Annotated in this window: 8 protein-coding genes, 1 tRNA gene and 1 other RNA gene; 4 read left to right on the forward strand and 6 right to left on the reverse strand. The window is 38.7% G+C overall.

Going from position 1 to position 13,171, the window contains the following annotated elements; all coding sequences use genetic code 11:
* Positions 1-119: 119 nt before the first annotated feature.
* The 4 genes from AC04QZ_RS02970 to AC04QZ_RS02985 all read right to left on the reverse strand — a co-directional run bounded on the left by AC04QZ_RS02970 (position 120) and on the right by AC04QZ_RS02985 (position 3,362).
* Positions 120-806 carry a LytR/AlgR family response regulator transcription factor gene (locus AC04QZ_RS02970; protein ID WP_478356522.1) on the reverse strand — a complete coding sequence of 229 codons (687 nt, stop codon included), beginning with the start codon at positions 804-806 and terminating at the stop codon, positions 120-122.
* Complete coding sequence (locus AC04QZ_RS02975; RefSeq protein ID WP_478356523.1) at positions 803-1,951, reverse strand: redoxin domain-containing protein; 1,149 nt, start codon at positions 1,949-1,951, stop codon at positions 803-805. Before AC04QZ_RS02975 ends, AC04QZ_RS02970 begins: the two co-directional genes overlap by 4 nt.
* Positions 1,952-1,974: 23 nt before the next feature.
* Positions 1,975-3,027 (reverse strand): sensor histidine kinase, encoded by a 1,053-nt coding sequence (locus AC04QZ_RS02980; RefSeq protein ID WP_478356524.1) that lies wholly within the window; start codon positions 3,025-3,027, stop codon positions 1,975-1,977.
* A gap of 262 nt (positions 3,028-3,289) precedes the next feature.
* Positions 3,290-3,362, reverse strand: a tRNA-Lys gene (locus AC04QZ_RS02985).
* A gap of 182 nt (positions 3,363-3,544) precedes the next feature.
* On the opposite strand from AC04QZ_RS02985, the gene AC04QZ_RS02990 reads away from it, so the two are divergent.
* The 3 genes from AC04QZ_RS02990 (at position 3,545) to AC04QZ_RS03000 (ending at position 6,706) form a co-directional block, all read left to right on the forward strand.
* Positions 3,545-4,666 carry a formylglycine-generating enzyme family protein gene (locus AC04QZ_RS02990; RefSeq protein ID WP_086546189.1) on the forward strand — a complete coding sequence of 374 codons (1,122 nt, stop codon included), beginning with the start codon at positions 3,545-3,547 and terminating at the stop codon, positions 4,664-4,666.
* Between the two features lie 104 nt (positions 4,667-4,770).
* Positions 4,771-6,057 carry a sugar MFS transporter gene (locus tag AC04QZ_RS02995; protein WP_086546191.1) on the forward strand — a complete coding sequence of 429 codons (1,287 nt, stop codon included), beginning with the start codon at positions 4,771-4,773 and terminating at the stop codon, positions 6,055-6,057.
* A 142-nt stretch (positions 6,058-6,199) separates the two neighbouring features.
* The gene (locus AC04QZ_RS03000; protein WP_478356525.1) at positions 6,200-6,706 is read left to right on the forward strand and encodes a D-glycero-alpha-D-manno-heptose-1,7-bisphosphate 7-phosphatase; all 507 of its coding nucleotides are present in this window, start codon (positions 6,200-6,202) and stop codon (positions 6,704-6,706) included.
* Between the two features lie 695 nt (positions 6,707-7,401).
* Here the strand turns inward: AC04QZ_RS03000 and fsa are convergent.
* Both fsa and ffs read right to left on the reverse strand, forming a co-directional pair.
* Entirely contained in the window at positions 7,402-8,061 is a 660-nt protein-coding gene (gene fsa / locus AC04QZ_RS03005; RefSeq protein ID WP_086546195.1) for a fructose-6-phosphate aldolase, read from the reverse strand.
* Positions 8,062-8,147: 86 nt separating this feature from the next.
* Positions 8,148-8,247: signal recognition particle sRNA small type (gene ffs / locus AC04QZ_RS03010), an RNA gene on the reverse strand.
* 422 nt (positions 8,248-8,669) lie between these two features.
* Here ffs and gltB point away from each other — a divergent pair.
* Complete coding sequence (gene gltB, locus AC04QZ_RS03015) at positions 8,670-13,169, forward strand: glutamate synthase large subunit (RefSeq protein WP_478356526.1); 4,500 nt, start codon at positions 8,670-8,672, stop codon at positions 13,167-13,169.
* Positions 13,170-13,171 lie beyond the last annotated feature (2 nt).

The raw sequence follows: 13,171 nt of genomic DNA on the forward strand, positions 1-13,171 counted from the left end.
TTCTCAGGCATTCTAATAATTCCTACTTTAACAACAGATTCTAAGTTAATATGCTATCAATCATGTTTTAATTACCATAGAATCACTTCAGCGCTTTTAAACACTGGTCTCTATAATCTTCACCCAAGATCTTGCAGAAGCTGGTCTCTATACAATTTAGACAATGGAATCTTATTCCCGGCTACCGTTACCTGATGTTTCTCAATCCGCTCAATTTTCTGTTTGGAAATTATAAATGATTTATGAACCCTTATAAACTGATCTTCAGGAAGTTTTGTCTGTAATTCTGTTAGTGTAAGGCGTGTAAGCGTGTGTTTACCAGTTTCATGCAAATCCACATAATTGTCTTCTGCTTTGGCATAAATTAGGTTACTAAACTTTATTTGCACCCAGTCATGGCCATCCTTTACAAATAAAGCCTGTTCTTGGTCCTTCTTCTTTACTTCATGCGGTTGAAGTCTCGTTTTAGCAAGTTGACAAGCCTTTAAAAAGCGGCTAAAATTGATCGGCTTTAATAAGTAGTCTGTAGCAGCCAACTCAAAACCTTTTAATGCATATTCCTGATAAGCGGTAGTAAAAATGACCTGAATTTCAGGGTTTATCATAGTGGCAAATTCAATACCAGACAAGTCAGGCATAGCGATATCAAGGAATACTAAATCTACACGTTCATTTTTAATAAAGAACAATGCCTCTGTGGCACTTAAAAATGTGGCATCAAGCGAAATAAAAGGTATCTTTTCTGCGTGAGCACGAATAATGTCAAGTGCTACAGGCTCATCGTCAACTGCAATTACTTTGATCATTTTACCGGTAATACTTGTTTAAGTTTCTCCATTAATTCTGTTGTTTCAATATCTCTTGCTATAATCACGCCTTTAGGATCAATCAAAAAACTCTGTGGAATTTTTCTGATGCTATAAAGTTTTGCTACCTTATTTTCCCAATGTTTCAAATCCGAAACCTGGGGCCAGGTTAATTTATCATCACTTATCGCTTTTAACCAGGCATCTTTTCCATCCGCACCATCAAGAGAAATACCCAAGATAGTAAAATTTCTATCTTTAAATTCATTGTAGATTTTAACAAGTTCAGGATTGGCACCTCGGCAAGGTCCACACCACGAAGCCCAGAAATCAATCAACACATACTTCCCTCTAAATGAGGCGAAATTAACAGGATTGCCTGCTGTATCATTTTGTACAAAGACAGGCGCTGTGGCACCCGGATTAAGGTCTTTTTGGTCTGATAGAAATTTACGAAATTCTTTACCCAATGGTGTATTCTGCAATTTCACAGAAAGTTTGTTAAACATTGGTTCAATAACGGCAATATCTGGTGAAATTCCTGCATAGTCCTGCAATGCATCTAAGGCGATAAAGCTGTCTGGATTATCCATAACGAATTTCCGTCGAATAGCCTTCTTAACCAAGCTTAAACTATCTAACTTCTTATTTAATGATGAGTTACTAGGCTCATGAGCAGTTTCCGTCAATTTAATAATCTTATCGATCTCTTTATCAATGGGACCAAGCATTTGTTTCAGTTTAAAATAATCTGAATTGATACCCTTGCCAACAAAGGTTGCATCGGCAATTAAGCGGGTGGAGGTTTTCAACACTACTTGTCCCGGATAAATATACATTCGAAATAAATCAGGTTTATCATGTTGTTTTTTAATCATTCCCAATAAACCAATATTTGTAGTATCACAAACAAGAGTGCTATACTTTGGTCTATCTATTTTACCCTTAAAAACGAACAAGCCATTGGACTGCAATGCAGAATCAATTATTTTTTTACCGTCTTCTTGGTATAACAGGTAAATCTTAGCCGTTGAGGACATTTTTGTTGCAGTTATTTTAACTGTAAACAAGGAGTCTTTGGTCTGAGATACAGACATAAGAGGGACTGCTGCTCCAGAAAGCAGTAACATTACTTTTTTAATCATGATTACGAAAATTGAATGATATATTAAGAATTGAGTTTCAACCAAAATGAAACTTTATAATCTAAACCGGTGTTTTTATGGTCTAATCGGTAGCCATCCGGATAAAGAAGATCCAATCGTTTAATCGTATTTTTTATTCCTGTATTATTTCCACTAACTTCTGCACGGTTCTGAACAATGGTATTAAACACTTCCATCTGCAGCTCGTTTTCGGCCACAACAATCTTTATCTGAACTTCACACTGCGTATCCATACTAATCCCATACTTAAAAGCATTTTCAATAAAGGGGAGGAGCAATAGTGGCGCTATTTTATGTTGATGCAGATGATCATCGGAAACAATCTGAGTGTTAATTTTGATGTTATCCTTCATGGGCAAACGCACCTGCTGAAGCTTCAGATAGTTTTCCATAAACTTCAGCTCATCCTGAAGTGGAACAAAATTCTCATGCATTCCATGGATGGTATAACGCATCATATCAGACATGACATCAATCCCCTGAGCGGTGTCTGCTGCTTTTTCTTTTAAAGCGGTACCATAAAGATAATTTAAGGCATTGAATAGAAAATGTGGGTTTAGCTGCGCCTTTAAAGCATGTAATTCATTCTCTGACTGCTGAATCCGATGTAACTTTCTGTTTTTAGATTGAAGGTAATAATCTCTCACTATTGTATAAACAAAAACATAAACCGCTATGTATAAAATAGGTTCAATAGCAGAAAGTTTACCTGTTTGTTTGAAAACATGCGGACGTAAATAAACAATTCCTGCACATGAAATCACTCCAGTCAATAAACATCCCGCTATAAAAACAATGAAGTGATATTTTTTAAATAGAAATAGTCTTACAACTTCAGTTAAAAAGATACAAAGCGCAACCACGAATAAATCATCATTTAAATTGGTAGCATATTGCCAGCCTGATACGGGTGTACCATCGGTATTTAGGATGTAATTGCCCCACATGTGTACATGATATAGATAAGGAATCAGCGTAAATGCAGTAATTGCAATCCACATCACCAAAAAATGGGCAATCCAGTTTATCAGTAATTTTTTAAATTTCTTCATCATGTTTGTTTTGGTATGGATCAAAGGAACCAAACTAAAGGAATAATGTATAATTAATGTGGTAAGTGCTATCAAATATGTGGTAAAATGATCAGGCTTATCTTTAAGCTCACCTAAAATTACTACTCAAATTTGAAGCTTTTTGTGATCCTGCTGGATTGCTGCAGCGCTGAGCCTTTAACAAATCGAACCCAGACCGGTGCTTCTGTTCGAATCCGAACAGGAATAAAAACAAAAAAACCTCACATTTCTGTGAGGTTTCTTGTGATCCCGCTGGGATTCGAACCCAGGACCACTACATTAAAAGTGTAATGCTCTACCAGCTGAGCTACGGAATCTACTTTGTTAAAAACGTTATCCGTTTCCTTTAAAGTGGTGCAAATATAGGGTTATGGAGTGTTTCCTGCAAATAAAAAATCGCGAAACGCGTTAGTGTATTGATTTATAGGCGAATTAATTATTTACCTTCTCTTTTTTAAACTTAATTGATATTTTTATCGCTCCTAATTTAATATCAATCATGTATAGATTTCTTTCTGCTTTGTTTTTTTTGCCGCTTCTCTTTGTATTTTCTTGTCAATCTAACCATGCTAAAGAAGAAGAACGGGCCAAACACAAGCAAGATTCTTTGGCCTCATGTGAAAAAAACATGCCCAGCCGTTTTGGTGCGGTAAAAGATTCTTCGAGTTTCGCTTCTAATAATAAAGTAAGTCACGATGGCATGGTTTTAATTCCCGCCGGTGAGTTTGCAATGGGTGCTTCTGATAAAGAGGGTAGAGATGATGAATATCCGCAACACCAGGTTAAAGTATCTTCTTTCTGGATTGATGCTACCGAAGTAACTAATGCCAGTTTTAAAAAGTTTGTAGACGCAACCGGGTACCTGACTACAGCCGAACGTAAACCAGATTGGGAAGAAATGAAAAAACAGCTGCCGGCAGGCACACCAAAGCCACCTGATAGTGTTTTTGTTGCCGCATCTTTAGTTTTCTACCAGCCTAAAAGTGTTACCTCTTTAAATGATGCCTCGCAATGGTGGCGTTGGGTTAAAGGCGCCAACTGGAAACATCCTCATGGCCCTAACAGCGATATTAAAGGAAAAGAAAATTATCCGGTGGTACATGTATCCTGGGATGATGCCATGGCTTACTGTAAATGGTCGGGTAAACGTTTACCAACAGAAGCGGAATGGGAGTATGCTGCAAGAGGTGCTTTGAAGAATGAAAAATACCCATGGGGGAATGAGGACATAGAAAAAGGTAAAGTAAAAGCCAATACCTGGCAGGGGAGCTTTCCGGTTAAAAACACCAACTGGGATGGTTTTAATGGTTTAGCTGCTGTGAAAAAATTTAAGCCCAATGGTTACGGACTTTATGATATGGCGGGCAACGTATGGGAGTGGTGCAGCGATTGGTACCGCCCGGATTATTATAGCACAATTTCGGGATTGATCGATAACCCAAAAGGTCCCTCAGATAGCTACGACCCTATGGAGCCAACAGTACCTAAAAGAGTGGTAAGGGGCGGTTCTTTTATGTGTAATGCCTCTTATTGCAAAGGTTACCGGGTAACTTCGAGAATGAAAACTTCAGTTGATACAGGCTTAGAACATACCGGTTTTAGGTGCGTCAGCTCCAACTAAAGCCCTTTTTTGTTAAAGTTAAAATCACGCAAACGTTTGATCCATATTTTATTAAATATTATTGTTTAGTTTGGTCAAATCAAATTAAACCGAACCAAATCTTTATGCAACAAACAACAAAATCAGGTCAAACACAAGGGCCAAAACCGCTTATTATCATTTGCGCGCTATTCTTTATTTTTGGCTTTGTAACCTGGGCAAACGGAACATTAATTCCTTTCTTTAAATTATCTTTCGGACTATCAAACTTACAGGCATTCTTTGTAACCTTTGCCTCGTATATGGCTTACTTCTTTTTAGCGTTGCCATCATCGTGGATACTAAAGAAAGTTGGTTTTAAAAATGGAATTGTTTTAGGCTTGGTAATTTTAGGCCTGGGTTCATTAATATTTATACCTGCAGCCCAAACCAGAACCTTTGGTTTGTTTTTAACCGGAATTTTTGTTCAGGGTGCCGCTTTAGCTTTATTACAAACTGCATCAAATCCTTATTTAACCATTATCGGCCCAATAGAAAGTGCAGCAAAACGGATCAGTATTGCGGGTATCTGTAATAAATTTGCCGGAATGATTGTGCCTTTGATTATGGGTAGTTTGTTTTTGAAAAATGCTTCAGAAGTAGAGAAACAAATTAAGGCAGCTACAGGCGCGGTTCACGAGCAGTTATTAAATGATGTTTTAGGCCGTGTAAATATGCCCTACATTGTTTTAGCAATCGTTTTCTGCCTTTTTGCCATTTTCATTAAATTCACTAACCTGCCAGAAGTTGAAGTAGAAGAAGATGTAATCGACGAAAGCAAAGGAGAAGTGGTAAAACATAAAAGCATTTTTCAGTTCCCACACTTATTCCTGGGTGCACTTTGTATTTTTGTATATGTAGGTGCAGAGGTGATGGCTGGTGATATTATTGGTATTTACGGACGCGAGTTAGGCATTAGTCCGGAGATAAGCGGAAAATTAACCTCTATTACGCTTTTTAGTATGTTAATCGGTTATATTATAGGTATTGTTACCATTCCGAAATACATCTCTCAACAAAAGGCACTTAGAATTTGTGCGATTTTAGGTATCATTTTTACCATTTTATCTTTTGTTATTTCTAGCTGGTTTGCCGTAATTTTTGTAGCCTTACTGGGTTTAGCCAATTCATTAATGTGGCCGGCAATTTTCCCGCTAGGTATTAGCCACTTAGGTAAATTTACCAAAATCGGTTCAGCTATTATGATTATGGGTATTGCAGGTGGTGCTTTAATGCCATTATTGTACGCCTTTTTAAACGAAAAATTACATGTTAACTTTCAGTTGGCCTACCTTTTAACGGTATTACCTTGTTACTTATACATTCTGTATTTTGCAATAAAAGGCCACAAAGCTGGATTGAATTTAAAATAACCAAAACCAAATAAATTTTATGATTAAGCCCGATCTTTAATTAGATTGGGCTTTCTTTTGCGATTAATTTTCCCTTATTTTGGCGAAATTATAAACGAGGTCTGAATCTCATATCTCAAATCACAATACTCATATCTCAATAATGAATAAAGCTATTTTTCTCGATCGTGACGGTGTACTCAATCACGAAATATATGATTACATCTGCCGTGTTGAAGATTTTAAAATCCTGGATTACCAGATTCCGGTATTAAAAAAACTATTCGATGAAGGTTATCTTTTAATCGTCATTACCAATCAGGGTGGCATTGCCTTAAAGCGTTATACCGAGCAGGAGCTGGCCGTTATGCATCAGATGCTTCGCAATGCTTTTGTGGCTAAAGGAGCTGATATTGCTGGCTTCTATTATTGCCCGCATCATCCAACTGTTGGCGGCGAATGCAAATGCAGAAAGCCTGCTTCGGGAATGATTTTAGATGCCATTGATATGTACGATATTGATCCGGCACAATCGGTCATGATCGGCGATAAACCAAGAGATGTGGAAGCTGCAAACGGGGCAGGAGTGAAAGGCATTCTAATCGAACCCGATGAGCAGATTAGTTATGAAAAGATTAAAGAAGTCCTCAGTCGTGAGTCTTTAGTCTAACAACTGTTTAGGTGTAGGGAAGATGTAAAATGGAAGAGGGGTGACGTAACTCAAAGTCCACTATATACCTTACATCATCCATGATAATAATTTGGGCGTTTTAACACGCTGTACACTATATCTTTTTGGCTGTCATTCAATTTAAGTACAGGTGACAGCCAAAAAGGATGCCGTTTCCATCGTTAACGCAAAATGCCACGATGACTGGCGAAATTTAGAAAAGGAAGGAGCGGACAAATAACTTTGTTAGTCAAAAGCCTGCGAAATTCAATCACCTCCCTTACCTAAACTTCCGAAATCCTACAAAGCGCATGCCTTTTGAGATTTCGGCAGATGCCCTGGCCACCTAGACCTGATTGAAATGGCATTCCGGTAATAGACTAATTTGTATTTATCGAAAATTCAACGGAATATAATGGAAAGCAGGACTACAGCCACCGACGAGCACTGTATCTGCGCTCCAAAAAAAAATCGCAATGGATACGAACTTTGGAAAGGGGAAGGAGCGAACGAATAACTTCGTTAGTCAAAAGCTGCTGAAATTCTATTACGCTTTTCCCCAGCTAATCCTTACGAAATCCTACAATGCTCAATGCCCCTTTGAGATTTCGTAAGATACCCTAAAAAAAAATCCTAAGTCTTAAACCGGAAACCGACTCAAGACTTAGGACTAAAGACTCTCGACTTATTTTAATCTATTTCCCAGCTGCTTTAGCGTGGTCAGCTAAAAATGTAGCTAAACCGCTATCGGTTAATGGGTGTTTTAATAAACCAACAATTGCAGCCAATGGTGCGGTAATTACATCAGCACCTAATTTAGCACAGTTTACAATGTGTAATGGTCCGCGGATTGATGCTGCTAAAATCTGAGTTTCGTAACCGTAGTTATCAAAAATAGTTCTGATATCTTCGATTAAAACCAAACCATCGCTAGAAATGTCATCTAAACGGCCTAAAAACGGAGAAACATAAGTAGCTCCGGCTTTAGCTGCTAATAACGCTTGTCCGGCAGAGAAAATTAAAGTACAATTGGTTTTAATTCCTTTTGAAGAGAAATATTTAATGGCTTTAACACCATCTTTAATCATCGGAACTTTAACGACGATTTTCGGGTTTAAAGCTGCTAAAGCTTCACCTTCTTTAACAATTTCATCAAAAGTAGTAGAAATAACTTCAGCACTTACGTTATCATCAACAATATCGCAAATCGCTTTATAATGGTTAATTACATTTTCATCGCCGGTAATGCCTTCTTTAGCCATTAAGCTAGGGTTGGTGGTTACGCCATCTAAAATGCCAAGATCTTGCGCCTCTTTGATTTGATCAAGATTTGCGGTGTCAATAAAAAATTTCATGGTTATAAATTCTTAAATATTTGAGTTTCTATGATTGAACCCTGAAGAATTTAATTCCCCCTTCAGGGGATTAAGGGAAAAGAAAAAAAGGGCAAGCACCTTCTATCGCACCGCTACAACCTTCTACCCTTGCTGTGTTCCCACCCTGGGGGAGTTCAAAGGGAGCTGGTCGTAAAAGACTTGCCCGGCCACAAAGGTAGAAAAAGAAGTTGTTTCGCGAAATGCATTTTTGTATTTTTTTTCTCTTTTAAGCTATGTAGCTGATTAATAATTTAATAAATTTAAAATGTGTAATTTTAAATGGGATAAGAAAATACAACATTCGCAATACCTGAGGTATGTTATTTATATACAAATTAAATATTCGTATATAAATCTACAATTAAAACGATTTATGCAGGAATTTAGCAGAAAAAGTGAACTTATTGTACAATATTACCATTATAATTTTAATAAATATTTATCGGTATTATTATCATTTTTTTAATGCAAAGACTTTAAATTACTTAAGGACTAAAATTTTTCTAAAAATCGTGTCAACTCTGTAATTTAAGATTTGTTTTTCGTATCTTAGTGTTTCCTATACACTAACAACTAACGAGCAAAGAATGGAACCAAACAGTGGATTGTACGATGCGCAATTTGAACACGATGCCTGCGGTATTGGGTTCGTTGCACATGTGAAAGGGCGAAAATCGCATCAAATCATCTCTGATGCACTTACTATTTTAGAGAATCTAGATCATAGAGGGGCATGTGGAGCAGAACCAAATACAGGCGATGGTGCAGGTATTATGATTCAGATTCCTCACGAATTTTTTTATGATGAATGTTTAAAAGCTGGCTTTAGCCTGCCTGAAACCAATAATTATGGTGTAGGTATGTTATTTATGCCAAAGGATATCAGATCGAGAGAAGAGTGCAGAGAATTGATTTACCGTGCCGCCGAAAAATTAGGCCTTGAAATTTTAGGTTTTAGAAAAGTTGATGTTGATACAACAGATATTGGCAATATGGCCCTTTCTGTTGAACCAGAAATTGAGCAGGTATTTATTGCCCGCCCTTATGCAGTAGCACCTGGGGCAGATTTCGAACGTAAGCTTTATATTTTTAAAAATTACCTGATTAAACTGATCGTAAACACCGTTCATGGTGGTAAAGATTTTTATATCGTTTCGCTTTCTGCGCAAACCATTATATATAAAGGTCAGCTTACTTCTTTACAGGTACGTACCTATTTTACCGATCTAACCGATAAGCGCATGGTTTCTGCTTTAGGTTTAGTTCACTCTCGTTTTGCGACCAATACTTTCCCTTCGTGGAGGCTGGCGCAACCATTCCGCTTTATTGCACACAATGGCGAGATCAATACTTTACAAGGAAATTTAAACTGGTTTAGGGCAGGCGTGAAGTCTTTTGCTTCTGCTTATTTTACACCAGAAGAATTAGATATGTTGTTGCCTGTAATCGATGAAACCAATTCAGATTCAGGCTGTTTAGATAATGTTATTGAATTGTTACTTCACTCTGGAAGAACCCTGCCTCATGTATTAATGATGTTGGTACCGGAGGCCTGGGATGGTAACGAAGATATGGATCCCGTTAAAAGGGCATTCTACGAATTCCATGCTACTTTAATGGAGCCATGGGATGGACCTGCAGCAATTGCTTTTACGGATGGTAAATTAATCGGTGCTACTTTAGACCGTAATGGTCTTCGTCCTTCCCGTTATGCCATTACTTCTGATGACCGTGTAATTATGGGTTCTGAGGCTGGTGCATTGGCTATCGACCAGAGTACGGTAATCGAAAAAGGTCGTTTAACGCCTGGCAAAATGTTCGTTGTAGACATGGAGCAAGGCAGAATTATCAGCGATAACGAAATTAAAGAAGAAGTTTGTGGTAAAAGTCCTTATGCCGATTGGATTAATCAATATCAAATCCGTTTAGAGGAATTACCTGAGCCACGTGTAATGTTCACTGGTTTATCAACGGAATCTATTTTTAAATATCAGCAGGTTTTTGGTTACAGCAGAGAAGATGTAGATCTATTGCTTAAACCAATGGCCATTGAAGGAAAAGAACCAATCGGTTCGATGGGTACCGATACACCATTGGCTATTCTATCCAAACGCCCTCAGCATTTATCTTCTTATTTCAAACAGTTATTTGCACAGGTAACCAACCCGCCAATCGATCCGATCAGGGAGAAAGTGGTGATGAGTTTGGCCAGTTTTATGGGTAGCATGGGTAACTTGCTGGAAGAAACCCCAAAACAGGCACATTGTGTAGCCATTAAACATCCAATTTTAACTAATCAGGAGTTAGAGAAATTAAGAAGTATCGATACCGGTGTTTTCCAGGCGAAAACCTTACAGACTTATTTCAGGGCTGATGGCAAACCAGGCGCTATGGCGAAAGCTTTAGACCGTTTGTGCCGTTATGCCGTTGATGCGGTTGAAGATGGTTTCCAGGTAATTGTATTAACCGATAGAGCCATCGACTCTGAACATGCTGCGATGCCTTCTTTATTGGCCGTTTCAGCAGTACACCATCACTTAATCCGCAAAGGATACCGTGGTGCTGTAGGTATTGTAATTGAGGCGGGTGATATCTGGGAAGTTCATCATTTTGCTACTTTGTTAGGCTTTGGTGTAACAGCCATTAACCCTTATCTGGCATTAGAAACCATTAACGAGTTCAAGGAAGAATCTGGTTTATCAACAGAACAGCTTACTAAAAACTATATCTACGCGGTTAATAGCGGTTTACTTAAAATTTTCTCTAAAATGGGCATCTCCACCTTGCAATCATACCAGGGTGCGCAGATTTTCGAGATTTTAGGTTTAAATAAACAGGTGGTTAATACTTATTTCACTGGTGCAGTTTCACGTATCGGTGGCTTAGGATTGGATGAAATTGCGAAAGAAACGTTAATTAAACATCACCGCAGTTTTGGTCCGCTAACACAGACCGAAAACTTGTTGCCGGCAGGTGGAACTTATAAATTCCGTCGTAAAGGTGAAGCGCATTTATTTAATCCGCAAACCATTCACTTGTTGCAAAATGCAACCCGTAAAAACGATTACAATATTTTCAAGCAATACTCTAAATTGGTAAATGAGCAAACACAACAAGCTTATACCATCCGTGGATTGTTCGAATTTAACTATAGCCGCCCATCAGTACCTTTAAATGAGGTAGAATCTACCGAAGCAATTTTAAAAAGATTTGCAACAGGCGCGATGTCCTTCGGTTCAATTTCGCACGAGGCACACTCTACTTTAGCCATTGCCATGAACCGTATCGGTGGAAAGAGCAATACCGGAGAGGGTGGTGAAGATGAAATGCGTTACACTAAATTGCCAAATGGCGATAGCATGCGTTCGGCCATTAAACAAGTGGCTTCTGCACGTTTCGGTGTAACCAGTTACTACTTAACCAATGCCGACGAGTTACAGATTAAAATGGCTCAGGGTGCAAAACCAGGAGAAGGTGGTCAATTACCAGGGCACAAAGTGGATGATTGGATTGCAAAAGTTCGTCACTCTACCCCGGGAGTTGGTTTAATTTCTCCTCCGCCTCACCACGATATTTATTCGATTGAAGATTTAGCCCAGCTAATTTTCGATTTGAAAAATGCCAACCGTGCTGCCAGAATCAATGTGAAACTGGTTTCAAAAGCTGGTGTAGGTACCATTGCAGCGGGTGTTGCTAAAGCACATGCCGATGTCATACTGGTATCTGGTTTTGATGGTGGAACAGGAGCTTCTCCTTTAACCTCTATCCAGCATGCTGGTTTACCATGGGAGTTAGGTTTGGCAGAAGCACACCAAACTTTAGTTAAAAATAAACTGCGCAACCGTATTGTGTTACAAACAGATGGTCAGCTTAAAACCGGTAGAGATATCGCTATTGCAGCCTTATTAGGTGCTGAAGAATGGGGTGTTGCCACAGCAGCCCTGGTTACTTCAGGATGTATTATGATGCGCAAGTGCCACTTAAATACTTGTCCGGTTGGTGTAGCCACACAAGATCCGGAATTAAGGAAATTATTTACGGGTGATGCAGATCACGTAGTGAACTTATTTTATTTCCTTGCGGAAGAATTACGTGAGATTATGGCTGAATTAGGTTTCAGAACCATCCACGAAATGATTGGTCAGGCTGATATTTTGAAAGTACGCGAATTACCTGCTGAAGACTGGAAACTGAAACACCTTGATTTATCAGCTATATTATACAAAGCTGAAGAAAATGGTTTGCCTTTATTTAATACTGAAGGTCAGGATCATGGTTTAGATCAGGTTTTAGATCATAAGTTAATTGCTGCAGCACAACCTGCCATTGATCATAACGAGCCGGTATTTGCCAGCTTCGATGTGAAAAATACCGACCGTGCGCTGGGTACCATGTTATCGAATGAAATTTCGAAAGTTCATTTAGGTGCTGGTTTACCTCCTGATACGATCAACTTTAAATTTGTGGGTTCAGCCGGACAGAGTTTCGGTGCTTTCAATACCCGTGGGGTAACCTTATCACTGGAAGGTGAAGCGAACGATTACGTAGGTAAAGGATTATCGGGTGCCAGATTAGCCATTTATCCTTTCTCAAACTCAACCTTTATCCCTGAACAAAATATCATTATCGGTAACGTTGCCCTTTATGGTGCTACTTCTGGTGAGTTATTTGCCCGTGGTAAAGCAGGCGAACGTTTCGCCGTGCGTAACTCTGGTGCAACAGCTGTTGTTGAAGGAGTGGGCGATCACGGTTGTGAATACATGACCGGTGGTGAAGTGCTGATTCTTGGTGATACCGGAAGCAATTTCGCAGCTGGTATGAGTGGTGGTGTGGCCTGGATTTATGATGCCAACGGAACTTTTGCACGCAAATGCAACAAGGAAATGGTTGATCTGGATCCATTACAAGCCGAAGATGAAGAGCGTATTTTAGCTTTACTTAAAACGCATATCCGCTTAACGGATAGTAGAGTAGCTGAGTTTATCTTAAGCGACTGGAAAACTCAATCTGCTCATTTCGTAAAAGTATTCCCTAAAGAATACAAAGCAGTTTTAAGCAAACGTAATCAACAAGTAAAAACACACTAGGC

Source organism: Pedobacter folensis (genome assembly GCF_056490665.1).